Annotated in this window: 18 protein-coding genes, 1 tRNA gene and 1 pseudogene; 10 read left to right on the forward strand and 10 right to left on the reverse strand. The window is 65.8% G+C overall.

Annotated elements, in window-relative coordinates; translation table 11 throughout:
• Positions 1-82: 82 nt before the first annotated feature.
• The 3 genes from GOAMR_RS07415 to GOAMR_RS07425 all read right to left on the reverse strand — a co-directional run bounded on the left by GOAMR_RS07415 (position 83) and on the right by GOAMR_RS07425 (position 2,252).
• Complete coding sequence (locus tag GOAMR_RS07415) at positions 83-514, reverse strand: hypothetical protein (protein WP_005184915.1); 432 nt, start codon at positions 512-514, stop codon at positions 83-85.
• Positions 514-1,698 (reverse strand): globin domain-containing protein, encoded by a 1,185-nt coding sequence (locus tag GOAMR_RS07420; protein ID WP_005184918.1) that lies wholly within the window; start codon positions 1,696-1,698, stop codon positions 514-516. The genes GOAMR_RS07415 and GOAMR_RS07420 overlap by 1 nt, the downstream gene beginning before the upstream one ends.
• A gap of 77 nt (positions 1,699-1,775) precedes the next feature.
• Positions 1,776-2,252, reverse strand: coding sequence for an RrF2 family transcriptional regulator (locus tag GOAMR_RS07425; protein ID WP_005184920.1), 477 nt, complete (start codon positions 2,250-2,252; stop codon positions 1,776-1,778).
• Positions 2,253-2,577: 325 nt separating this feature from the next.
• Here GOAMR_RS07425 and GOAMR_RS07430 point away from each other — a divergent pair, with 325 nt between their 5' ends.
• Positions 2,578-3,774 carry a porin PorA family protein gene (locus GOAMR_RS07430; RefSeq protein ID WP_170319125.1) on the forward strand — a complete coding sequence of 399 codons (1,197 nt, stop codon included), beginning with the start codon at positions 2,578-2,580 and terminating at the stop codon, positions 3,772-3,774.
• 101 nt (positions 3,775-3,875) lie between these two features.
• Here the strand turns inward: GOAMR_RS07430 and GOAMR_RS23555 are convergent, their stop codons facing one another.
• Positions 3,876-4,496 carry a TetR/AcrR family transcriptional regulator gene (locus GOAMR_RS23555; RefSeq protein ID WP_083836883.1) on the reverse strand — a complete coding sequence of 207 codons (621 nt, stop codon included), beginning with the start codon at positions 4,494-4,496 and terminating at the stop codon, positions 3,876-3,878.
• Between the two features lie 161 nt (positions 4,497-4,657).
• Between GOAMR_RS23555 and GOAMR_RS07440 the strand changes: the two genes are divergently transcribed.
• From GOAMR_RS07440 to GOAMR_RS07460, 5 genes are all read left to right on the forward strand, one after another.
• Positions 4,658-5,989: an oxygenase MpaB family protein gene (locus GOAMR_RS07440; RefSeq protein ID WP_005184939.1), complete on the forward strand. Its 1,332-nt coding sequence runs from the start codon at positions 4,658-4,660 to the stop codon at positions 5,987-5,989.
• Positions 5,990-6,019: 30 nt separating this feature from the next.
• Positions 6,020-7,558: an AMP-binding protein gene (locus tag GOAMR_RS07445; RefSeq protein ID WP_040514654.1), complete on the forward strand. Its 1,539-nt coding sequence runs from the start codon at positions 6,020-6,022 to the stop codon at positions 7,556-7,558.
• Positions 7,559-7,693: 135 nt separating this feature from the next.
• Positions 7,694-8,818 carry a porin PorA family protein gene (locus GOAMR_RS07450; RefSeq protein WP_005184942.1) on the forward strand — a complete coding sequence of 375 codons (1,125 nt, stop codon included), beginning with the start codon at positions 7,694-7,696 and terminating at the stop codon, positions 8,816-8,818.
• Positions 8,815-9,042: a zinc-binding dehydrogenase gene (locus GOAMR_RS07455; protein ID WP_138943634.1), complete on the forward strand. Its 228-nt coding sequence runs from the start codon at positions 8,815-8,817 to the stop codon at positions 9,040-9,042. Before GOAMR_RS07450 ends, GOAMR_RS07455 begins: the two co-directional genes overlap by 4 nt.
• Before the next feature lie 31 nt (positions 9,043-9,073).
• Entirely contained in the window at positions 9,074-9,796 is a 723-nt protein-coding gene (locus tag GOAMR_RS07460) for a nitroreductase (RefSeq protein ID WP_005184944.1), read from the forward strand.
• A gap of 103 nt (positions 9,797-9,899) precedes the next feature.
• Here GOAMR_RS07460 and GOAMR_RS24735 read toward each other — a convergent pair.
• The 4 genes and pseudogenes from GOAMR_RS24735 to GOAMR_RS07475 all read right to left on the reverse strand — a co-directional run.
• Positions 9,900-9,977, reverse strand: a pseudogene (locus GOAMR_RS24735) (hypothetical protein); the annotation flags it as partial.
• 34 nt (positions 9,978-10,011) lie between these two features.
• Complete coding sequence (locus tag GOAMR_RS07465) at positions 10,012-10,926, reverse strand: hydroxymethylglutaryl-CoA lyase (RefSeq protein WP_005184945.1); 915 nt, start codon at positions 10,924-10,926, stop codon at positions 10,012-10,014.
• Entirely contained in the window at positions 10,923-12,125 is a 1,203-nt protein-coding gene (locus GOAMR_RS07470) for a CaiB/BaiF CoA transferase family protein (protein WP_005184946.1), read from the reverse strand. The genes GOAMR_RS07465 and GOAMR_RS07470 overlap by 4 nt, the downstream gene beginning before the upstream one ends.
• Before the next feature lie 46 nt (positions 12,126-12,171).
• The gene (locus tag GOAMR_RS07475; protein ID WP_005184948.1) at positions 12,172-12,777 is read right to left on the reverse strand and encodes a TetR/AcrR family transcriptional regulator; all 606 of its coding nucleotides are present in this window, start codon (positions 12,775-12,777) and stop codon (positions 12,172-12,174) included.
• Positions 12,778-13,001: 224 nt separating this feature from the next.
• On the opposite strand from GOAMR_RS07475, the gene GOAMR_RS07480 reads away from it, so the two are divergent.
• Positions 13,002-14,285: a uracil-xanthine permease family protein gene (locus GOAMR_RS07480; protein ID WP_005184951.1), complete on the forward strand. Its 1,284-nt coding sequence runs from the start codon at positions 13,002-13,004 to the stop codon at positions 14,283-14,285.
• Positions 14,286-14,322: 37 nt separating this feature from the next.
• On the opposite strand, the gene GOAMR_RS07485 is transcribed toward GOAMR_RS07480, so the two are convergent.
• Positions 14,323-14,396: transfer RNA gene (locus GOAMR_RS07485), tRNA-Arg, on the reverse strand.
• A 69-nt stretch (positions 14,397-14,465) separates the two neighbouring features.
• Here GOAMR_RS07485 and GOAMR_RS07490 point away from each other — a divergent pair.
• Positions 14,466-16,517 (forward strand): bifunctional copper resistance protein CopD/cytochrome c oxidase assembly protein, encoded by a 2,052-nt coding sequence (locus GOAMR_RS07490; RefSeq protein ID WP_005184954.1) that lies wholly within the window; start codon positions 14,466-14,468, stop codon positions 16,515-16,517.
• Between the two features lie 19 nt (positions 16,518-16,536).
• Here the strand turns inward: GOAMR_RS07490 and GOAMR_RS07495 are convergent, their stop codons facing one another.
• Positions 16,537-17,877, reverse strand: a complete 1,341-nt coding sequence (locus GOAMR_RS07495) for a cation:proton antiporter (protein ID WP_005184955.1) — start codon at positions 17,875-17,877, stop codon at positions 16,537-16,539.
• Positions 17,878-18,268: 391 nt separating this feature from the next.
• Here GOAMR_RS07495 and ettA point away from each other — a divergent pair, with 391 nt between their 5' ends.
• Together ettA and GOAMR_RS07505 are read left to right on the forward strand one after the other, a co-directional pair.
• Positions 18,269-19,945 carry an energy-dependent translational throttle protein EttA gene (ettA, locus tag GOAMR_RS07500; RefSeq protein WP_005184958.1) on the forward strand — a complete coding sequence of 559 codons (1,677 nt, stop codon included), beginning with the start codon at positions 18,269-18,271 and terminating at the stop codon, positions 19,943-19,945.
• Between the two features lie 237 nt (positions 19,946-20,182).
• Positions 20,183-24,844 (forward strand): NAD-glutamate dehydrogenase, encoded by a 4,662-nt coding sequence (locus GOAMR_RS07505; protein ID WP_005184961.1) that lies wholly within the window; start codon positions 20,183-20,185, stop codon positions 24,842-24,844.
• Positions 24,845-24,923 lie beyond the last annotated feature (79 nt).

Genomic DNA, 24,923 nt, shown 5'->3' on the forward strand with positions numbered 1-24,923 from the left:
ACGGTTCGTCCGGCTACACGAACACCGCCAGAGTGGCTGGCGGGCAGCGACTCTGGCGGTGTTCGGATTGAAGGTTGCCGGTTCAGGTCTGGAGGAGCAGGGTGCCGAGGGTGATCAGCGCGGCTACCTTGACGATCTCGAATCCCACATAGACGAAGTGCGCATGGCTGCGGTGCGAATGGTCACCGCCGGCGAGCACCGCGTCCGAGCGTTTGGTGAGCGCCGGACGCACCCCGAGAATCTGGGCGGCCAGTGCCGCGACCGCGACCGCGACGGCGATCACGATGCCGGTATCGGTGAACGAACCGACGGCGACCGCGGCGATCAGCACCACCGCCCACACAGCCTCGACGGCATTGAGCGCGCGGAACACCAGTCGGCCGATGCCCAATCCGAGGGGAATGGTGATTCCCGGCGCCCGGAACTTCAGCGGGGCCTCGATGAACGAGATCGCGCTCACCATGCCGAGCCACACGAAGGTGATGGCCATGGCCAGTGCCTGGGCGCCGGACATCATGCCGCCCCGACGCGAACCAGTTCGGGACCGAAGGTCTCGTAGTGGATCTTGTTCTCCGGGATCCCGCGCTCGATCAGCTGGGTGCGGATGGCGCTGAGGAACTCGGCCGGCCCGCACAGCAGTGCATGCGAATCATCGTGCAGCTCAACATTGTCCAGTGACATGAACCCGCTGCGGACCCTGTCGGAGGCTCCGGGCACATGGCCTTCTTCGTACCACTGTGTGAGCTGTGCGTTCGGCAGCTGTTCGACAAGTGCGGCGAGCTGGCCGCGGTGCGGCTGGCGGGCGCGTGACTTGTCGGCATGCAGCACGATAACCTGTCGCGGATCCTGCTGGGCGGCAAGGGCGGTCAGCACACCGATCGCCGGGGTGCAGCCGATGCCCGCGGAGGCGATGAGCAACGGGGTGCCGTCGTCGGGGACCACGAGATCACCGAACGGCGTGCTCACGTGCAGCGTGTCACCTTCGAAGACCTGCTCGTGCAGGAATCCCGACACCTCGCCGATGTTCTTGATGCTGATCTGCCAGTCGGGCCGGTCGGTCGCCCCGGTCAGCGAGTACTGGCGGATCTGCCGGGCGCCGTCGGCCAGCGGTACTTGAACCGAGATGTACTGTCCGGCATGGAAGGACGGCAGCGCGGAGCCGTCGGCGGCGGCGAGGGTGAGGGAGACGGTGTCCGGGGACTCGTACCGTCGTTCGGTGACCACCACGTCGCGCCACACCTCGCCGGGTGCCACGCCCGCCTGCTTGTACAGGTCCTCCTCCTCCTGGATGAGCGCGTCGGCCATCTGCCAGTACAGGGCGTCCCAGGCCTCGGCGACCTCGGCGGTCACCGCTTCGCCGAGGACCTCGACGATGGCCTCGAACAGGTACTTGTGGACGATCTGGTACTGGTCGCGTGTGATGCCCAGCGATACGTGCTTGTGGGCGATGCGGTCCATGATGAATTTCTGCCGGGCCGGGTCCGGGAGCAGTTGCAGCTGGGCGTAGGCGGCGATGGAACCGGCCAGTGCCTGCGGCTGGGCACCGGTCTTCTGGTGGGTCCAGTTGAACAGGTTGTCGAGCAGGTCGGGGTGCGCGGCGAACATGCGCCCGTAGAAGTTCGGCGTGATCTCGGGGATCGCGGCACCCACGGCGGGCAGGGTGGCCTCGATGACCTTGAGATGTGATTCGGACAGCATTGCTACTCCAATCTGTGCCGGGGGCTTTCCGGCTGTTTCGATGTCCAGGCGGGCGACCTGGGACACGTTGTGGTGGGTTATCCGGCGTCGGAGTTCGTGACGTCGGAAGGAGCTGTGCGGGAGGGTTTTCCGAGGTTCAGTAGCGTGACCCGGGTGGGCGGCGCGGTGAGTTCGTCGATCGTGTGTTCATCGAGCGAGGCGTAGAAGGCCCGCTGCGCTTGGGCGAGCGCGCCCCGCAGCCGGCAGTTGCCCTTCAGTGGACAGGGTTGTGGCCCTTCGCAATCGACCACTTCACCGTCGCCTTCGAGTCTGCGGGCGAGCCAGCCGACCTGTGCGCTGCGGCCGAGTTCGGTGATCGCGATGCCGCCCGCACGTCCGCGCCGCGAGTGGATGATCCCGAGCTCGCTGAGCCGGCTGACCACCTTGGCGACGTGGGTGTAGGGCACCGCCAGCTCCGCCGCCAGATCCCGGGAGGTGAGCGTGGTGTCCGCCGGGGCGGTGACCAGGCGCATCACCACGCGGAGTCCGATGTCGGTGAAGCGGGTGAGTTGCATAAACCCAGGTAACTAAATTGGCATCTCTAATGTCAATTAAAACGTGACCCGGGTCACCGGCTGTCTGTGTAAGTGGGGGCGAAGGTCCCTGGGCGTTCGGGCATGAGGGCTCAGGGGGTCGCGGAGCGGTTGTTCCGGCGGGCGGGGATCGGGTGCGGGGCCGTGTTGGACGAGATGGTGTGGCGGTGAGGGGATGTGACGGTCGTGAGAAGTGGTGGGCCGGATTCACTATCCCAAAATTGGTACGCCCGTTGTGTGTCGTGGGCCGTCTCTGTATCCTTGCTGTGCCGCATATCGCATTTCTTTGTGCACCATGCGGACTGATTTGGGGGGAACCCGCCGGGTTCATGTTGTTGGCTTCACGACACGCCGCATATGTGCATGCTCGGCGTGCCGTCGATGCCGCATTTCCTCTGTGTTCAACAGAAAGCGGGAATACATGCGTACACGTCGATGGTCTATTGCCGCGGCGACCGTGGGGGTCTTGCTGGTCGTCGCCGCGTTTGTCATCAGCTTTATGGTCACGCCGGCGCTCGACAAGCTGCCGGCCGACACCGACCGCACGGCGACGATGAGCGGAACCATGCAGACTCCGAACCCGTCCGACTCGAGCGCCATGGTCAGCCAGTCCATCGAGCTTGAACGAACGGTCAAGGTGGACAAGGTGGTCGGCGATGATGCCCTGGTAGGTATGACGACCAGAACCTTCACCGTGCCCCGGGGCGAAGGCGAGAAGCCGCTGTCGGAAACAGCCCTGCGGTTCGGTATCGACCGCAAGACCTACGGCCAGGCATCGCCACCCGGTGGTGCCGAGGTCACCGATCAGAAGGGTGCGTCGGTGTTCGCATTCGCACCCCACCCCTCGCATGACGACGCGACGCTGTACGACAGCACCCTTGCAAAGGCTGTATCACTGAAATTCTCAGGGACCAAAGAGATCTCGGGACGCAAGATGCTCACGTTCAAGACGGCCAATGCCGGGCGGGTCGGCGACGAGGCGATGGCTGCGAGGCTGCGGGCGGCTCTGGGTAAGAAGTTCGGCACCGACGGCACCTCCGTCCCGGCTGCCGTGCTGGAGAAGCAGGGGATGCCCGCGGCGGCACTGAAGTCCTTCGGGCAGTCGGTGCCGGTGTCGCTGGTGGTCGCCTCGGACGCGACGATCGACGTGGACGCCGAGCGTGGCAACTTCGTCTCACTCGAGCAGAACATGACGGTCAGTGCGGCGATCGGTGACCCGTCGCGTCCGCTGGTCAGAACGCCGGTGCAGATCCTGAATCTGACCTCCACGGAGGCGACGGTGGCCGACGGTATCGCCGCCATCGAGGACGGTGAGTCGAAGCTGTCGCTGGTGCGGCTGTGGATCCCGCTCGCGTTGGGCTTGCTGGGCCTGATCCTTGTCGCCGTGGGTGCGCTGCTGTGGCGGCGCGGTGGTGCGGTCGGCGCCGGATCTGGCGATCGCGGGCCCGCATCGGCCGGTGCGTCCGAATCGGCTGCCGAGCGTGTCGGGAGTCTGTCCGACTGACGATCGTCCGGGGTAACGGGTGGGTGAGCGCGAATGCACTCACCCACCTGTGACGCAGGTGCGGGCGAGCGCATCGAGGTGCCGGGTGCGGCGGGGTGTGGTCAGAAGGTCAGCGCACCCGCGGGCACCGTGGCGCGCAAGGCATCGAACGAGACGTCGAGAAAATGTGAAAGTGGTTTCCTGTCATCGGAATCGGACCAGCAGCGACCGGACTCGACGAGTGCGCCCATGGCTGCCGATGCGATCACATTGGCCACCAGATGCAGCTCGGCGGTCGGATCCACCCGTGCGGTGATGGTGCCGGCGAACCGCCTGCCGAAGTCGTCGAGCTTGACCAGGTAGGCGGCGAGCAGCGCCGGTGTGGTCTCGATCAGCCGCATGAGCGCACGTGCCTGTGTCGGGTCGGTGTCCACCCATTCCTGGAAGGGGTCGAGACTGCGCCGCAGTGCGGTCCAGATGTCGGTGCCGGTGGCCTGCTCGGCGAATGTGGCGGCGCCGTCCTCCGCGTGGCCCGCGATGAGCGAGACGACAACGGATTCCTTGGTGCTGAAGTACCGGAAGAAGCTCCGCCGGGAAATCCCGGCGGCAGTGCAGATCTGGTCGACCGTGGTCTCGTCGTATCCGTCCTCGATGAACAAGCGGAGTGCTGCCTGTGCGACCTCGTCGCGCATCTGCTGGCGGATCCGTCGTTGGAGCGGCGCGGGCTGTGGGGAAGCCGACATTGGCCGACTGTAGCGCAGATAACAGTCGGGTGCTATTGTGGCACCACAACGCGAGGTGGCACAGAGTGTCAGAGAGGCATTGGATATCAGCCTGATGGCTTCGCGTAAACCAATCCAGCGGAATCAGCCCGCACAGACCGGATGAGTTAGGGATAACGCAGATGACCGTTGACATCGAAGCCGTGCGCCATCGCAGCGCGCAACAAAAGGTACAGCTGCCGCAGATGTACGGGGCCGTGGATTTCGGGGTCCGTCCGGAACGCTTCACCGTGGATCCGAACGTCGAGAGCTTCATGCGCGCCGAGATGGTTTCCGAGCGCCCGCGCCTGCTGGCGAACCAGGAGAAGGTCGCCACCATCGAGGCGTTCACCATGCTCGGTGACGAGGTCTCCGACGCCTACGTGGCGCTGATGCCCGAACTGGGCTTCCGCAAACTCACTCAGATGCTGGCCCAGGCCTGTGCCGAGGGTGTCGACTCCGTCGAGGACGCACCGCCGGAATTGCGGGCGCTGATCGAGGACATGGAGCGGGTCCCGGCCTGGCTCGACATGGACAAGGTGCGAGAGGGTGCACGCCTGGAGCGCAACTTCTCGGCCCACGTCATTCCGCTCATCATCCGGGGTGCATTCGTCGGCACTTTCATGAATACATATGCGGCCCTTCCAATGTCGTTGACTGGGGCGCTCAGCGAAAGAACCGCTGCCAAGCGGGTCAAAGAGACCGGTGCGTACTTCATCAGCTCGGTGATGCCGAGTGCGCTGGACCGCTACGGCCTCGGATTTCATTCGGCGGCGATGGTACGCCTGATGCACTCGATGGTGCGCTTCAATCTTCTGCGCAAGGGAAAATGGGACTCGGAGGTCTACGGCATTCCGATCCCGCAGGTCGACCAGATGCCTGCCGGTATGATGCCGATCTTCCTGCTCGGACTATCGGTTCTCAACAAGGGTCGCGACTACTTCACTCCCGAGGAACAGGCCTGGGTCGAGTGTGTGCGCTACCGCTGCTTCCTGCTGGGACTGCCCGAAGAACTCCTGCCGGATACGCCGCGGGAGATCGTTGACATCATGGCCACGCGTCATGCGACCCTGCGTAAGGCCTACGACGACAAGATCTGCGGCGACCTGGTGCGCGCGACGATGGGGGCCGATCTCGAGCCCGATGATTCGCGTACCAGCCGGTTGCGTGACAGGTACGGCCGCAGTCTGGCCAAGCTGTTCTTCGTCAAGTCGTTCGTCAACGGCGATCGCAAGCGTGCCGCCGAGATGGGCATGGCGCTGACCCCCGGCGATTACGGTCGTGCGGCCGCCCTGGGCGCTTTGATCGGTGTGCGGCTCGGTACGTATCACGTCCTGACCAAGATTCCCGCCACGCAGAATTGGGCCGACGCCCGGCTCGTCGCCAAGCTGGAACGCGAACTCGAGCGCATGGGCTACGCGGAGTTCACCACTGACGAATCCACCTACTCGTCCGCTGACAGCACGTCGGCGTAGGCCCGGCACTAAAGGATTGAGGTGGTTGGTATGTCATTGACCCAGGCGTTGCATCGAAGTGCGCAGCAGAAGCCCGACGAGTTGTACAGCATCTGTGCGGGCCGTACCTTCACCCATCAGGAGGCGCTGGACCGGGTCAGCCGGATCGCGGGTGGGCTGTGTGCGCTCGGCGTCAAGCCCGAGGACAAGGTGGCGATCCTGGCTCAGAATTCCGATCTGTATCTTCAATGCATCCTGGCCACGGCGTGGGCCGACGCATTGATCGTCCCGGTCAACACGCGGTGGAACAGGGCCGAGATCGCCGATTCGCTCGATGAGGCCGGCGTCGGTGTGCTCATCGTGGATGACGCCTTTGTTGAACTGGGTCACCTGCTGGTATCCGATGTGCCGGGTATCGCGGCGCTGGTGTACGCCGGAGCCGGTGAATCGGTTGATGGATTGCCCTCGATCGATCAGATGGCCACCGACGGGCCGGTGATTGCCGATGCACATCGGTGCGGCGATCAGCCGCTCGGGCTCTTCTACACCGGTGGAACCACGGGTCGTTCTCGCGGAGTTGTGTTGTCGCACAACGCGGTCGTCACCTCGGCGCTGGGATTCGCTGCTATGCGCACGATCGGGACCGAGAGTGTGTGCATGGTGAGTGCTCCACTGTTTCACCTGGCCCAGTTCTCCGGGTGGGTCGCCGCCGCACTCGTCGGCGCCACTCAGGTCGTGCTCCCCGCGTTCGATCCGGTGGCGGTGATGCGCCTGATTCAGGACCACCGGATCACCCGGGCCGTCCTGGTTCCGACCATGCTGCACGCCGTACTCAACCATCCGAAGGCCGGCGACTTCGATCTGTCGTCACTGGAGACGGTCGTGTACGGGGGATCCCCGATCGCTCAGGCAACCCTCGATCATGCGCGCGAGTTCCTTCCGGCGGCCGGCTTCTTGCAGGTGTACGGCATGACCGAGATGGCGGCCGTGGTCACCACGCTGCTTCCGGAAGATCATGTGGGCGATCTGACCAAGTCGGCCGGCCGGGCCGCGCCTCATGCCCTGATCCGTGTGCTCGATCCCGGGAGCGGACGGGAGCTGCCGATAGGTTCGGTAGGAGAGGTGGTCGTGCAAGGTGCGAACATGATGACCGAATACTGGCGGCGCCCCGAGGAAACGGCCGGCGTCATCAGGGGTGGCTGGCTTCATACGGGCGACGCCGGCTATCTCGATGAACGCGGCTACCTGTTCATTGTGGACCGGGTCAAAGACATGATCGTGAGCGGCGGTGAGAATGTCTATTCCGTCGAAGTCGAGAATGCTGTCGCGAAGCACCCTGCGGTGTCTCAAGTTGCTGTGATCGGTGTTCCCGACGACAAATGGGGCGAGCGTGTGCACGCCATTGTGGTGCTCAGACCTGAGATGTCACTGGAACTGGGTGAGCTGCAGAACAGTTGTCGCCAGACAATCGCGGGATATAAGTGTCCGCGGAGCATGACGGTTGTCGACAGTCTGCCGATCTCGCCGGCCGGCAAGATTCTCAAGCGGGACCTGCGGAAGGAATTTGACGCACTTTCCCTCCAGCGCTAGCGTTTTGGCGCCATTGGGCGCTATTTGTACTTCGAAATCAATCGTCGATTGGAACTGTGGAAGCTCGTCGGGCGGGGTTGTCGCATCCGCCCGTGATACACCACGTACCTCCTTCGGTCCGCCAGTCTCCCTTCGGTGTCCCCGAACCTGAACATGGAAGTGAAAAGTATGCGTACACGTAAATGGCCAATAGCCCTGACCGCTCTGGGGGTACTCCTAGTGGTCGCCGTATTCATCGTCAGTTTCGTTGTCACTCCGGCAATCACGAAGCTGCCGAGCGATACCGACCGGACGGCGGTCCTGAGCGGCACGATGCAGGTTCCGGACCCGACGAATCCGACAGCCATGGTCAGCCGGCCCGTCGAGGTGGAACGGACGATCAAGTCGGAAAAGGTTGCTGGGAACGACGCACTGGTCAGCGTGACTACCCGCGCGTTCTCGGTGCCCCGCAGCGAGTCCGAGAAGCCGCTGTCGGAGACGAGTCTGAACTTCGGGATCGATCGCAAGAGGTACGGGCAGTCGGACGCTCCGGGTGGTGGCGAGGTGACCGACCAGCAGGGGGCCTCGGTCTTTGCCTTCCCGAAGGATCCCGCGCGCGACGGTCAGACCTTCTACGACACCACCCTGGCCAAGGCGGTACCGTTGACTTACGAAGGGAACAAGGATATCTCGGGTCGGGAGAACCTCACCTTCAAAGCCAGTAACACCGGTCCGGTGGGGGACCAGGCACTCGCGGGCCGGCTCTACGCCGCGCTCGGCCAGCGATTCGGTACCGACGGAAAGTCGATCCCCGCTGTAGTGCTGGCGAAAATGGGTGTCCCCGAGGCGATTCTGAAGCAGTTCGGACCGTCATTGCCGGTGTCCCTGGTTGCTACCTCGGATGTGACAATCGACGCCGACAAGAACCTCGGTCTGTTCACCGCACTGGAGCAGGGCGTGAAGGTCGTTGCAGCTATCGGTGATTCGACCAAGCCGCTGACCCGGATGCCGCTGCAGATCCTGAATGTCTCCGCAAACGACGACACCGTGGCCGATACGATCGCAACCCTGAAAGACGCCGAGTCCATGCTGCGGGCTCTCACACTGTGGATTCCTCTCGCGCTGGGAGTGCTCGGGCTGATCCTGATTGTGGGCGCCGCAGTCCTGTGGCGCCGAGGTTCCGGCGCAGCTCCGGACAGCTCGAACGAGTCGACTGATTCGACCAACTCAAAGGCCGGCGTGGAACCGAGTATCCGGCGGCCCCGCGCGGCGTGCTCTTGAAGGGCTCTCTCGTCACCGGCTACGAAATCGCCGACTTCGAACGTCGTCGTCCTGAAGAGGCCGCACAGAACCGTGACGATCTGGAGGCGCTGCTCACCTCCGGAAAGATTGTTCCACCCATTCAAGCCCGGTATCCGCTTGAAGAGGCTGTGCAGGCGATGGCGGCCGTCGCCGGCCGCGAGAAGATGGGTTTGACCGTTCTGAACGTCTCTCCATCGCGATGATCTGCACCGTTACCCCAGAAAGGCTCAACCGATGACATCAGAGGTCACCGATACGCGTCGTTCCGACCACCTGCCCGACAATGCGGCCGATACTCTGGAACACCTGCTGGCCGTGCGGGTCAGCTACCGAGCGTTCACTGCTCGTCCGGTTCCTGACGACGTGATCGACTCGATTCTGCGCACCGCTCAGCTGACCCCGTCGTGGTGCAACAGCCAATCGTGGAAGCTGTCCATCACCCGAGGCGCCGGAACAGAACGAATCCGGACCGCACTGGTGGCGGCTGCCACAAGTGACGAACCGGTGATCACTGATATGCCTTTCCCGCGTGAATACCGCGGGGTGCACCGCGATCGGAGACGCCAGAGTGGCCTGCAACTCTACGACGCGCTCGGGATCGATCGGGGAGACGTCGAAGGGCGCCTGAAGCAAACGCTGCGCAACTTCGCCCTGTTCGACGCACCGCATGTGGCGATCATTCACACCGATGAAGCACTCGGCCCATACGGAGCTGTTGACTGCGGCGCCTATCTGAGCAGTTTCCTTCTCGCCGCGACCGCACATGGCGTGGGGAGTATCGCCCAGGCCGCCCTGGCCATGTACCCACAGGTGTTGCGCTCCGAACTCGGACTCGGCGAGGATCGGATGATCGTCTGCGGAGTCTCGTTCGGGTACCCCGACTTCGACGATGCGTCCAATAGCTACCGGACGACTCGTGCACCTCTCGATGAAGTGGTCGACTGGATCGACGCGTAGTCGGTGTTCGCGGGGGCCACACCGCTGGTGTTGCAGTCCCTACGCAATCCGCAACTGCATTGCATTCCAGAAGGATTCAGCACCGCGAAGCACACATCAACGCGAACGCCTGGGCATTTGCCACGAGGTCGGCATCGTCGAGAATCACCGCCGCGGACTTGCCGCCCAATTCGAGGCTGACCCGGGTCACGGTCATGGGTTTCTCGGGGTTCGCTTCAGGATGGATGCGCGGGAGCATGGAGGCGGTCGCCCGCCCGCAGCAGTGCGCTGGGGAGCTGCTTCCCGATCAGCCGCTGTGCGACGCCGGCCGCGGCGATGGCTCGGTCGAGGTCGAGGTCGACCGCGACACCGCTGTCGCGCAGTAGATACACGAGGTCCTCGGTCGCGATGTTTCCGCTCGCACCGGGCGCGAACGGGCACCCGCCCAGACCGCCGACCGACGCATCGAGCCTGCTCACTCCGGCCAGAACGGCAGCGTAGGCACTGGCCAGACCAGCGCCGCGGGTGTTGTGGAAGTGACAGCCGAGCGGCAGTGCACCGATCTCCGGACGTACCTGAGCCAGCAGCGATGTCACCCGGCCGGGTGTGGTGGTGCCGATGGTGTCCGCGATGGCGATCCGGTCGCTTCCGGCGGTCACCGCCGCATCCACGATCCGCAGGACACGCTCGGGCGGGGTCGGGCCGTCGAACGGGCAATCCCATGCGGTGGCGATGATGACCTCAACCGTCGCGCCCGCGTCGTGGGTGACCTCCGCGATCTCGGCGATGGCCGCGGTCGCGGCGGCGGTGTCCCGGCCGACATTGGACCGGCTGTGTGAATCTGAAGCGGAGACAACGTATTCGATGGACGTGAGTCCGGCGTCCAGTGCGCGCCGGGCACCGTTGGGACTGGCGGCCAGCGCCGAGAAGGCGACCTCGGGAAAGCGCTTGAGCTCCTTGGCGAAATCGGGTGCATCGGCGAGGGCGGGCACCTTGCTCGGGGAGACAAAGGCTGTTGCCTCGACCTCGGTGACGCCGGTGGCGACGATGGCCTCGAGCAGCTCGATCTTCGCCTCGGTCGAGATCGGGTCCTCGATCTGGAGGCCGTCGCGGAGGGCGACCTCCCGGATGGTCACGTGTGTGGTGCTCACAGGATCCCCTCGTCGGTCAGTTGTGCCAGTTTCTCGGCGGCGTATCCGAGGAGATCCGAGTAGATGTCGTCGTTGTGTTGGCCGACACGGGCGGGTCCGGCATTGCGCACAGACCCTGGTGATTCGGAGAGTTTGGGAATGATGCCCGGTCCCTTGATATTCCGGTGCACCCGCTCGTCCCAGTGGTCGACGATCATCTCGCGGGCCACCAGTTGCGGGTCGTTGACGACCTCGGCGACGGTGTTGATCGGGCCTGCGATCACGCCCGCCGCCGACAGCGTGTCGACGAGATCCGTGGGGGAGTACCGTGCCGCCCAGGCGCCAATGATCTCGTCGAGTCGGTCCTGATGGCGCCCGCGGGCGAGGTGGTCGGCGTAGTCGGGGTCATCGGCCAGTTCGGGTTGCCCCATCGCGCCGCACAGCCGGCGGAAGACGGTGTCCTGATTGGCCGCGATCACAATCCAGCTGCCGTCGGAGGCCTGGTAGATGTTCGATGGCGCGAGGCCCTCGAGCCGGGTGCCGGACGGTCCGCGCACCACGCCGCCCGCGTCGTAGTCGGGGATCGTGGACTCCTGGACCGCCAGGCACGCCTCAATAAGGGCGGTGTCGACAACCTGGCCACGGCCGGTGACGGTGCGACGGTACAGTGCTGCGAGTGCGCCCTGCGCGGCGAACATGCCGGCCAGCGAGTCGCCGAGGGAGATCGCCAGGCGCGGTGGCGGTCCGCCGGGGAAACCGTTCATGTGGCGAAGGCCGCTCGCGGCCTCGGCGACGGAGGCATAGCCAGGCTTCTGCGCGTCGGGGCCGGTCTGCCCGTAACCGGAGACCCGGACCAGGATCAGGCCCTGATTGGCCTCGGACAGGACGTCGTAGCCGAGGTCCCACTTCTCCAGGGTGCCCGGCCGGAAGTTCTCCACCACGATGTCGGACTGCTTCACCAGATCCAGAAAGACCTGACGCCCTTGCGGTTTACGGAGGTTGAGGGTGATCGACTTCTTGTTGCGCGCATGCACGGTCCACAGGAAATGGTGGCCGTCGAGCTCGGCCTGACCCCAGGAGCGGATCGGGTCGGGCTGTCCTGGTGGCTCGATCTTGATGACCTCGGCACCCATGTCGCCGAGAAGTCGTCCGGCGAAGGGGCCGGAGATCAATGTGCCGATCTCGATCACGCGAATGCCGTCGAGTGCTCCCGTGGTCACTGTCTACTCCGTAGGTAATCGTGGGGGAAGGGTCATGATGGGGTTGTCAGTCGGTGGGTTGCTGATAGACGGTGCGGTACCAGAGCGCCGCGAGCACGTCGATGGCGGACTCGTCGTCGGGGCGGTTGACGCCGAGGTCACCGCCCACCGACTGCCAGACGTAGCAGGTGTGCTCCATCGCCGACACGAGCGCCGAGGCCAGCGCGTCGTGGGGGAGTCCGATGGCGTAACCGGCCTGCTCGGCCCGGTCGAAGCTGAGGAGAACCTGCTTGATGCCCGCTATCCGGTTGTCGAGCCACCGCTGCCGGAAGGTCTCGTCGAGCATCGACATCTGGATCAGCCCGATCATCTCCGGCCGGTACTCGCGAAACATGTTCCAGTACGCGGTGACCGCCGCACGCACCCCCGCCTGTGGGTCGTTGTGTCTGGTCGCGAGGGCCGCCTCGACGACGCCGGTGGTGAATTCCTTGAGCAACGCCTCCAGGAGTTGCTCCTTACTGTCGTAGTAGTTATAGAACGACGCCGTCGACCGGCCCGCAGCCGTCGCGATGTCGGAGATCTTGGTGTTCAGGTAGCCGAGTTCGGCGAAGCAGATTCGGGCGGCCTGGACGAACGCCGCTTCCGTGCGTTGACCTTTCGGAGTGTTCGCCACGATGTTCGTCGTCTCCTGTGCGTCGATTCTGGTGCCGTGTGAGTTCACCCTATCTGTCGGCCCGGCAACGCCTGTGCCTTCCTGAATCTCGATCTAGGTGCAGTCGGATAGCGGTGCCACATGCGAGATCTAGATGCCGCCGACGCTGTCCCGACCGGAGTATCTGCTGTCACATCGTTCCGCGCGCGCGATCGGGCCAGTGCTGCAACACTGTTCCGATGACGATGCAGGGCGGGTTCTTCGCATGGACAAAGGTTGATCAGGGCACGGTCATCGCGCCCGATCAGCGACTGAGCTGGCCGCGCACGGTCAGTATCGGACTGCAACACATCGTGGCGATGTTCGGCGCCACATTCCTGGTGCCGGTGCTCACCGGGTTCTCCCCGGCCACGACGCTGTTCTTCAGCGGGATCGGCACGCTGCTGTTCCTGATCATCACCCGCAACCGGCTGCCCAGCTATCTGGGATCGAGTTTCGCGATCATCGCACCGGTGCTGGCGGCGACCGCATCGGACGGACCGGCGTCGGCGCTCGGTGGGCTCGTCGTCGCAGGTGCTCTGCTCGCGATCATCGGCGTGATCGCGCATTTTGCGGGGATCGGCTGGATCGAGGCGCTGATGCCGCCGATTGTGACCGGTGCGATCGTCGCGCTGATCGGTTTCAACCTGGCACCGGCGGCCAAGAACAACTACGAGCAGGGTGCGGTCACCGCAACCATCGTCCTTGTCCTGCTTGTGTTGTCGGTGGTGTTGTTCCGGGGCCTGCTCGGCCGACTCGCGATCTTCCTGAGCGTCGTGGCCGGTTATCTCATCGCGTGGTGGCGTGACGAGGTGGACACCAGCGCCATCGGCGACGCCAAATGGATTGGGCTGCCCGACTTCCAGGGACCGAGCTTTCACCTGTCGGTGCTGCCGATGTTCCTGCCGGTGGTGCTGGTGCTGGTCGTCGAGAACATCGGCCACGTCAAGTCGCTGACCGCGATGACCGGCATCAACTACGACCGCAGCGTCGGCCGGGCACTGTTCGCCGACGGCGTGTCGACGATGCTCGCGGGCAGCGGTGGCGGTTCGGCCACCACCACCTACGCCGAGAACATCGGTGTGATGGCCGCCACCAAGGTGTACTCGACCGCCGCGTATTGGGTGGCCGGTATCGGCGCGATCCTGCTCGGACTCTCACCCAAGATCGGTGCGACCATCGCCGCGATCCCGCCCGGCGTGCTCGGCGGCGTGACCACCGCGCTGTACGGTCTCGTCGGCATCCTCGGCATCCATATCTGGGTGACCAACAAGGTCGACTTCTCCAAGCCGATCAACCAGTTCACCGCCGCGATCGCCCTCATCATCGGCATCGCCGACTACTCGTGGAAGGTCGGCGACCTGCAGTTCGGTGGCATCGCCCTCGGCGCCATCGCCGCCCTGGTCATCTACCACGCGATGAAGTTCATCGGTGGGCTGCGCGGCACGGTCGAACCCGACAAGCCGGTGGAAACCGAAGCGGCGCACTGAGGCGACGGTGCGATCGATCCCGGAAACCGGACAGGAGTGCCCCCGGCAGGACTCGAACCTGCGACCTAGAGATTAGAAGGCTCTTGCTCTATCCAGCTGAGCTACGGAGGCGCGTGCGTCAGATCACGTGCGACGCGGGCTGACAACCTGTCAGAGTATAGCCGGACATACAGTGGTCGCATGAACCGCGCGTCATCGTCAGCCCCGATCGCGCCCGGCCGGGACGAGATGCGCGACGAGCGTGGTGTCGTGGCCGGGCTGTGCTGGATGGCAGGGTGGGTTGCCGCCATTGTCGCCGTCGTGGTCGCCTCGGCGAGCGCGGCATCGGCGATCAAGCTTGCCGGGGTTCCCGACCCGGGCCCGATCACCACGTACGGGTTACCGGTGGTGACCGGTGTCGGTCAGCTCAGTGCCGCCATCGCGTTGGGTTCGGCGGTGTTCGCGGCCTTCTTCGTCCCCGCCCAGGCCGACGGGATCTTCGACATCGGCGGGTACCGGGCGATGCGGATCAGCGCCGTCGCCTCGCTCGTCTGGGGGGTGTGCGGTCTGCTCGGGGTGCCGTTGGCGATCTCCGATGTCAGCGGCGAGACGTTCGCCGAGTCGATCAAACCCGGCAACCTGACCAGCGCCTACGGTCAGGTCGCCGGTGCCCAGACATGGTTGTGGACGGCGATCTTCGCCTTACTGGCGGCGGTGCTCGCGCGTGTGGTGTGGCGGTGGGGCTGGTCGATCGGCGTGATCATGTTGGTGACGCTGAGCCTGATGCCGTCGGCGCTGGCCGGGCATTCGTCGTCCGGCGGCGACCACGACCTGGCCACCAACAGCCTCATCCTGCACATCGTCGGCGCCGCGGTGTGGACCGGCGGCCTGTTCGCCGTGCTGGCCTACGCGCTGGCCCGCGGCCGCTGGCGGGTTCTCGCGGTCCGCAGATTCTCGCGGGTCGCCTTCTGGTGTGTCGTGGTGGTGGGTACCACCGGCGTGCTCAACGCGCTGACCCGGGTCCCGATCAGCGACCTGCTCGACACCACCTACGGGCGGCTGATCCTGTGGAAGATCGCCGCATTCGTCGTCCTCGGGGGGCTGGGCGCCTGGCACCGCCGCAGGACGATCGCCGAACTCGAGGCACAGGCTGGTGACGAGTCCGACGCGCCCTGGTGGAAGTCGCTGTTCGTCCGGTTCGGCGCCGTCGAGCTCGCGGTGTTCGCGGCGACGTTCGGCCTGGCCGCGGGCCTTTCGCGCACCCCGCCACCACCGGTCGACACCGCGTCGATCTCGCCGGTGGAGCTGAAGATCGGCTATCAGATCAGCGAACCGCCGAACGTGGCCCGGATGCTGTTCGATTGGCGCTTCGACCTGATCTTCGGCACCCTCGCGATCATTTTGGCGGCGGTGTATCTGCGCGGAGTGGTGCGGCTGCGCCGCCGTGGCGACGAGTGGCCGATCGGCCGCACCATCGCCTGGATACTCGGTTGCGCCCTGCTCCTGGTGGCCACCTCGTCGGGGCTCGGCCGCTACTCGCCGGCGATGTTCAGCATCCACATGATCTCGCACATGATGCTGTCGATGATGGTGCCGGTGCTGCTGGTCCTCGGCGGGCCGGTGACCCTCGCGTTGCGTGCGCTGGCTCCTGCCGGCAAGGACAATCCGGCCGGCCCGCGCGAATGGATCCTCACCGGAATCCACAGCCCGTGGGGACGGATCGCCACCCATCCGCTGGTCGCCGCCGTGATCTTCGTGGGCAGTTTCTACGTCCTGTACCTGGGCGGACTGTTCGAGACCGTCGTCGAGTATCACGCGGCACACCTGCTGATGAACCTGCATTTCCTGGTCAGTGGGTACGTCTTCTACTGGCTGGTGATCGGCATCGATCCGGCGCCCCGGCAGGTGAGTCCGGTGGCCAAACTCGGCATCGTGTGGGGTTCACTGCCGTTCCACGCCTTCTTCGGTGTGGCGTTGATGATGACGAGTTCGGTGATCGCCGAGCAGTACTACCGCAGCTTGCTGTTGCCGTGGCGGTACGACCTGTTCGACGACCAGCGCATCGGCGGCGGAATCGCCTGGGCATTCGGTGAGATCCCGCTCGTGGTGATCATGTTGGCGTTGCTGGTGCAGTGGCAGCGCAGCGACGAACGTGCCGCCCGCCGCTACGACCGTCAGGCCGACCGCGACCAGGACGCCGACCTCGACGACTACAACGAGATGCTCAAGTCGCTCAACAAACGACCGGGGTAGCGGGCCGGTCGGTCCCCGGCTAGTGCCTGCGGCCGTCCGCCTCGGGATCGGGCTGGTGGGAACGCAGTTCCTGGCGGATCTGCTCCTCACTGGTCGACGTCACCCGTGCCATCGCGTACTTCAGAGCGGGCGGGGCCATCACCGAGGTCACGATCGCGACGATCACCACGATGGCAAAGATGCTGGGGGAGAAGATACCCAGGCGCAAGCCCACCATCGCGATCACGATCTCGATAGCCCCGCGCGCGTTAAGGCCGGCGCCGATCGCGGTGGCCTCCCAGTGTGTTTGCCGGACCATCCGGGCACCGAGGTAGGCGCCGGCGAACTTGGAGACGACGGCGACGGCGACCACGGTGACCGTCGCGAGCGCGACCACCGGCTCGGTGAGCAGACTCAGATCAACCCGCAGCCCGGCGGTGGCCAGAAAAATGGGCACCAGGATGGTCAGCGTCACGGTGTTGAGCGGAGCCATCAGCCACGGTTTGCGGGGACCGATCACGATCCCGGCGAGGAACGCGCCGAGGATCGCCTCCAGACCCAGGGCCTGGGTGGCGGCCGCACATCCGACGATCACGACCGCGCTGACCGGCGCCAGGTACACCGCCGCAGACGACTCCTCCAGTCTGCGGAGCAGCGGTTGGACGGCCGGCCGCAGGATCACGATCGCGACCACGAAGGCGCCGAGTGTGCCGATCGACGCGGCCGCGATGTCGCCGGTATTCACGCCGACGGTGGCCATCGAGGCCGTCACAGACACCAGGATCCAGGCCACCGCATCGTTGGTGGTGGCGGCGGCCAGGATCACCTGGCCGACATTGCGGTGCAGCATGCCCATCTCGGACAGGATCTTGGCGATGATCGGGATCGCGCTGACCGACAGGGCCGCGCCGAGGAGAAGCGACAGCGCGACCGTCGACGAGCCGTCGGCCCGCATACTCGTCGGCAGCAGAATGCCCGCACCCACTCCGGCGGCGAGGGGAAAGACGAATGCTCCTATCCCCACGCCGCTCACCAGCCGGGTTTGCCTACGGACGAAGGCGAGATCGAGCTCGGCCCCGGCCAGACCGACCAACAGGACCACGCCCAACTGGCCGATGGCGTCGGTCAGCTGCTGTTGGTGCGTGTCGGCGGGGAACAGCCCGTGCTGCAGCGCCGGCCAGATCTCACCGAGGATCGACGGTCCCAGGACGATGCCCACCACGAGTTCGCCCGTCACGGCCGGCAGTCCGAGGCGCCGGGCCAGCCACCCGAACGCGATCGCTGCCCCGAGCAACACCGCCACCTGGGTGAACAACGTGGTGAGGGCGCCGGGCGCGATGAACGGTGTCGGTGACGACGCGACGATCAGGGCGGTGCCCACGTGGTCTCCTCGTTGTGTGCGGACGTGCGGACTCGGGTTACGTCCGGTTCGGTGACGACCCGCGGGCAAAGCCACCGAACTAGTAGGAGAGCCTAGCCTAACTCCGAGATGACGGGGATAACCTGGGGCGGCGACCTGCGCGGTTCGGCGAAACGCCCGACATGGTGGGGTCGGGCGCGGGGAGGACCACCTCGATGAATGGTGGTGCCGCGAGGTAGCCCGGCGCTGCCCGTAGACTTGACCGGGATCACGACACCGTCGCGACGCACCCGATCCGGCGCGGCGCGCTCGCCGATGACCGCAGGGCCTTGGCCCGGCTACCGACCGCCGGTGGCAAGGTTGTGGCAAGGCGTACGACGAACAACAGCGAATAGGCAGGTCAGAGAGCCCAGTGGCCGAGAAGTTCATTTACACCATGAAGAAGGTGCGCAAGGCGCACGGCGACAAGGTCATCCTCGATGACGTCACCATGTCGTTCTTCCCGGGAGCCAAGATCGGCGTCGTCGGTCCCAACGGCGCCGGCAAGTCCTCGATCCTCAAGATCATGGCCGGTCTCGACCAGCCGTCCAACGGCGAGGCCTTCCTCGACCCCGACGCGACCGTCGGCATCCTCATGCAGGAGCCGCCTCTCAACGAGGAGAAGACGGTCAAGGAGAACGTCGAGGAGGGGATGGGTGAGCTCAAGGTCAAGCTCGACCGCTTCAACGAGGTCGCCGAGCTGATGGCCACCGACTACTCCGACGAACTCATGGAGGAGATGGGCAAGCTCCAGGAGGATCTCGACAACGCCGACGCCTGGGACCTCGATTCCCAGCTCGAACAGGCGATGGACGCACTGCGCTGCCCGCCGGCAGACTCGCCCGTCACCCACCTGTCCGGTGGTGAACGCCGCCGCGTCGCACTGTGCAAACTGCTGCTGAGCAAACCCGACCTGCTGCTGCTGGACGAGCCGACCAACCACCTCGACGCCGAGAGCGTGCTGTGGCTCGAACAGTTCCTCGCGAGCTACCCGGGCGCCGTGCTGGCCGTCACGCACGACAGGTACTTCCTCGATCACGTCGCCGAATGGATCTGTGAGGTCGACCGCGGCAAGCTGATCCCGTATCAGGGCAACTACTCCACGTACCTGGAGAAGAAGGCCGAGCGGCTCGAGGTGCAGGGCAAGAAGGATCAGAAGCTGCAGAAGCGGCTCAAGGAAGAGCTCGCCTGGGTGCGTTCGGGAGCCAAAGCCCGCCAGACGAAGAACAAGGCCCGCCTGCAGCGCTACGAGGAGATGGCGGCCGAAGCCGAGAAGACGCGCAAGCTCGACTTCGAGGAGATCCAGATCCCCACCCCGCCACGCCTGGGCGATGTGGTGGTGGAGGTCGGTCACCTCGACAAGGGCTTCGACGGCCGCATCCTTATCAAGGACCTGTCGTTCACGTTGCCGCGCAACGGAATCGTCGGTGTGATCGGCCCCAACGGAGTCGGCAAGACCACGCTGTTCAAGACCATCGTCGGTCTGGAGGAGCCCGACTCGGGCAACGTCAAGGTCGGCGAGACCGTCAAGCTGAGCTACGTCGACCAGAGCCGGGCCAACATCGACCCGAAGAAGACGGTGTGGGAGGTCGTCTCCGACGGCCTCGATTACATCGAGGTCGGCCAGAACGAGATGCCCTCGCGCGCCTACGTGAGCGCGTTCGGCTTCAAGGGTCCCGACCAGCAGAAGCGATCCGAGGTGCTCTCCGGCGGTGAACGCAACCGGCTCAACCTGGCGCTCACCCTCAAAGAGGGCGGCAACCTGATCCTGCTCGACGAGCCCACCAACGACCTTGACGTCGAAACTCTGGGTTCGCTGGAGAACGCGCTGGAGACGTTCCCCGGCTGCGCCGTGGTGATCTCCCACGACCGCTGGTTCCTCGACCGCACCTGTACCCACATCCTTGCCTGGGAGGGCAATGTGGAAGAGGGCCAGTGGTTCTGGTTCGAGGGTAACTTCGAGGCGTACGAGGCCAACAAGGTCGACCGGCTCGGCGCCGACGCGGCCCGGCCGCACCGGGTCACCCACCGCAAGCTGACCCGCGACTGATCATCGCGACCGAAGGCCGTGTCCACCGGGTGGGCACGGCCTTCGTGATTTCGGGCGGTGTTCACCGACCTGATGCCCGGCGCCCGTTCTGGCGATAGCATCGGGAATCAGGGTGCGGATCAGGAGGTTCCCGGTCCCGACGCCCCGCCGGTGAGGGTGATATCCGTGCCGCAGACGACGGTCGACGTGGACCAGGTGGCCCCAAGGTATCTCGGAGCGCGAACGGGCGATCCGGCGATGGAGACATCCCCGGCCGCCGTCGACCGGGTGCGCAGACATATCGAGGTCGCGACCCGGCGGGAACCGGGCGTGACGACGGTCGAGGTCACCGCGACCCCGGACGGGGGTGTGGAGATCGTCGTCGTCGCCGACGACATGCCGCTGCTGGTGGAGGCTGTCCTGGCAACCGTGGAGTCCCATGCGCTGACCGTCGACGGTATCGACCATCCGGTGCTACCGGTCGTGCGCGACAAAGACGGTGCGCTGACAGCGGTGGGCGAGGCGACCGGCGCCGTCGAGGAGTCGTGGATCTACGTGCGGGCGGCGGCTGCCAAGTCGGGTGTCGACGCATCCGGATTCCGGACCGACCTGCGGACGGTGATCGATCGGGTCGCCGACGTCCACCGGGACTTCGACGCGACGCTGGCGAAGCTGACCGACTGCGCGGGCGGCTACGCGAACGCTCCCGTCGACACCACCGAGCGCGCCGAGTACGTGCGACTGCTGGAATGGTTTGCCGGGCCGCGCTTCTCCCTGTTCGGACACGAATTCATCTCCGCCACAGGCGAACCCTCGGGAGACAAGCTCGGTGTCGGGCGTGCCGACGGCATCACCGCACCCGCCCACGGGCCGGTGTTGCAGGTGCCCGTGATCTCCCGGGTGTACCTGCGCACCGGGATTCAGCGTTCGGCATACCCTGTGCTGCTCCAGGTTCCGGTGTTCACCCCGGACGGCGCACCGGCCGGCGAGCACCGCTTCCTCGGGAACTTCACCAGCTGGGGCCGGCACCAGTCGATCCTCGACATCCCGGTGATCGGTCCCAAGGTGGCCGATGTCCTGAGTCACGCCGGCGTGGACGCGGATTCCTACGCCGGACAAGCGATCATCGAACTGCTGCAGAACTACCCACTGGTGGAACTGTTCTGGCTCGGCGCCGAGGACCTGGCCCTGCGCAGCGAGGAGATGCTCGACGCCGTCGACTCGCGGACACTGCGGTGGTTCGTGCGCGCCACCCCGGGCGCGCAGACCGCGTCGGCGCTGGTGTACCTGCCGCGGGACCGGTACACAACCGCATCCCGGCTGAGTCTGCAGAACGAGATCGCCACCCGGCTTCACGCCACCGACCTCGAATACACCGCCCGCGTGAGCGAACTGCCGTTGGCGCTGCTGCAGCTGCTGGTCCGTGTCGACGACGCGACGATCGCCGGACTCGGTTCCCTCGAACCCGGTTCACCCGCCCACGCCGAGATCCAGGAAGCGCTGAGCGACCTGATCCGTAGCTGGGACGACCGGGTGCGGGAGCTGGCCCCCGGTGCGGTGGCCGAACTGCAGCGCGTGCCCTCGGCCACGCTGGGTGAGGAGGGTGGAGCCGACACATTGCTGCGGCTGGTCCCGGGACTGTCGGAGGACTACAAGGACAGCCGCGACCCCGAGGACGCCGTCGTCGACCTGGCACATGTCGCCGGTCTCGCGCCCGGCGAGATGACGGTGACGCTGCGGCAGTCCGACGTGGACGCCACCCGCCGGACGTTCACCCTCTACCTGTGCGGCGAATCGGTGAGCCTGACCGATGTGCTGCCGGTGCTGCAGAGCCTCGGGGTGGCCGTGCTCGACGAGCATCCCTACGAACTCGACCGGGCCGACGGGGTGCCGTGCTGGGCATACGAATTCGGGGTGCGTCTGGCGCCGGGGATCAGCACCGACCCCGACAGGGACGAGGCAGACCTGACCCGGCGGTTCACCGACGCATTCGGGGCGTTGTGGCATGGCGAGGCCGAGGTGGACGCCTTCAACGCCCTGATCGTGCGGTGCGGTCTGAACTGGCGGTCCGTGGCTATCTTGCGCGCCTGCTACCGGTACCTCCGGCAGATCGGCTTCGGATACAGCACAGCCCATTCGGCTGATGTTCTCGGAGATGAACGAGCCGTGACCCTCGGCCTGGTGGCGGTGTTCGAGGCGTCCTTCGATCCGGAGATCGCCGACGCCGAGCGACGCACGGTGGCGGTGGACGGGCTGCGCCGCGACATCGGCGCGGTCATCGGACTCGACGCCGACCGTATCGTCTCCGCCTTCGCCGCGATGGTGCTGGCGGTGGTCCGCACCAACGTGTACGTCACCGACAGGCTGCTTCCCGGTGGGGTGATGGCGTTCAAGCTCGACACTCAGAACATTCCGCAGGCGCCGGAGCCGCGTCCGGTGCACGAGATTTTTGTGTACTCGCCCCGCGTCGAGGGTGTGCACCTGCGTTTCGGTGCGGTGGCGCGCGGTGGTCTGCGCTGGTCGGATCGCCGCGAGGACTTCCGGACCGAGATCCTCGGACTGGTCAAGGCGCAAGCGGTGAAGAACGCGGTGATCGTGCCGCAGGGCGCGAAGGGGGGGTTCGTGCTCAAACGGCACCCGGTGTCGACCGGAGACCCCGGTGCCGACCGGGATGCCCTGCGCGAGGAGGGAATCGAATGCTATCGGCAGTTCATCTCCGGGCTGCTCGACGTCACCGACAACATCGACAAGGCGACCGGCGCGGTGGTGCCCGCGAGGTCGGTGGTGCGCCGCGACGGTGACGACACCTACCTGGTGGTGGCCGCAGACAAGGGTACCGCCGCGTTCTCCGACATCGCCAACGGCGTTGCCGCGCAATACGGTTTCTGGCTCGGCGACGCATTCGCCTCGGGCGGCTCCGCGGGCTACGACCACAAGGCGATGGGCATCACCGCCCGCGGCGCCTGGGAATCGGTGAAGCGGCATTTCCGGGAGCTGGGCATCGACACCCAGACGCAGGATTTCACCGTCGTGGGTGTCGGCGACATGAGCGGCGACGTGTTCGGCAACGGGATGCTGCTGTCCGGGCACATCCGGCTGGTGGCGGCCTTCGACCACCGGCACATCTTCGTCGACCCGAATCCCGATGCGTCCCAGTCCTTCACCGAACGCAAGCGACTGTTCGACCTGCCCAGGTCGTCGTGGGCCGACTACGACACGGCATTGATCGGCGAGGGCGGCGGGGTCTGGCCGCGCGACCAGAAGGCCATCGCGGTCAGCCCGCAGATGGCCGCCGCGCTCGGCATCGACGACGGCGTCGATGTGCTGTCGCCGCCCGAGCTGATGCGGGCGATCCTGCTTGCCCCGGTGGACCTGCTGTGGAACGGCGGCATCGGCACCTACATCAAGGCCTCGACCGAATCGAACCCCGACGTCGGCGACAAGGCCAACGACGCCATCCGCGTCGACGGAAATCAGGTACGCGCCACCGTTGTCGGCGAGGGCGGCAACCTCGGCGTGACCGAACTCGGCCGGATCGAGTTCGATCTCGCGGGTGGACGCATCAACACCGACGCCATGGACAACTCGGCCGGGGTGGACTGCTCCGACCACGAGGTGAACATCAAGGTACTCCTCGACACCGCCGTCACCTCGGGCAAACTCGCAGCCGAACAACGTGATCCGCTGCTCAGTTCGATGACCGACGAGGTGGCCGAACTCGTACTGGCCGACAACATCGAGCAGAACGCCGAGCTCGGATTCTCGCGCAACTACGCCCTCGACCGGGTCGAGGTGCACGCCCGCCTGCTCGCCGCGCTCGCCGAACGCGGCGTCGACCTGCGACTGGAGGCCCTGCCCACGCCGACGGCACTGCGCAAACGCCTGCACGGAGAAGTCGGTCGTGCGCTGACCTCGCCCGAGCTGGCCACGGTGATGGCGCACGTCAAACTGCTCGCCAAAGCCGACCTCCTCGCCGGCGATCTCGTCGACAACGACGTCTTCGACGACCGGCTGGCCCGCTACTTCCCGGAGCCGCTGCGCAGGACCTACGCCGGCGAGCTGCGCACGCACCGGCTGCGGCGGGAGATCGTGGCCACCAGCCTTGTCAACGAGGTCATGGCGCACGTCGGGATCACCCATTTGTTCCGGCTGGCCGAGGGGGCCGGTGTGGGTGCCGAGGACGGTGTGCGCGCCTTCGTCGTGGTCAACAAGGTGTTCGGGATGCGGGAGGTGTTCGAGGACATCGCCGCCGCGCCGGTGGATGTGAAGACCGTCGACGAGATGATGAACTACGCTCGCCGGCTCGTGTTCCGGGCATCGCGGTGGTTCCTGGCCGGACGTCCCCAGCCGCTGGCCGTCGCCGCCGAGATCATCCGCTACTCGGGACAGGTCGCCCGGCTCACACCATTGCTGTCGGGCTGGTTCGGCTCCAATTCGGCCCGCGACGTGGACGAACGCACCGCGGCCTACCGCGGCGCGGGAGTACCCGACGCCACCGCACATCAGGCGGCGATCAGCCTGCACCGCTTCTGCCTGCTCGACATCATCGACGCCGCCGAGATCTCCGACAACGAACCGGCCGACGTGGGTGCGCTCTACTTCGCGATCATGGAGCACTTCGGCATCGAACAACTGCTGACCGCGGTCAGCGTCCTCGATCATGGTGATCGGTGGCATGCACTGGCGCGCTTGGCATTACGCGACGACATGCACGCGACACTGCGGGCGGTCACCCTACAGGTCCTAGAACTGGCAGAGCCGGGGGAGTCCCCGGCGGAGATGATCGCCGAATGGGAGCAGTCGCAGTCGTCGCGGCTGGCGCGGGTGCGATCGATGCTCACCGAGATCGAGGTCTCGGGAACGCTGGACCTCGCGACGCTGTCGGTGGCCGCCCGGCAGTTGCGCAGCCTGCTGCGCTGAACCGGCCGCGTGCCTCGCGCCGTTGCCCGCACCGGCACGTAGGGTGACATGGGGCATCCGGTGCCGGTCACCTGCGTGC

The sequence above is a fragment of the Gordonia amarae NBRC 15530 genome (assembly GCF_000241345.1).
GTDB lineage: Bacteria > Actinomycetota > Actinomycetes > Mycobacteriales > Mycobacteriaceae > Gordonia > Gordonia amarae.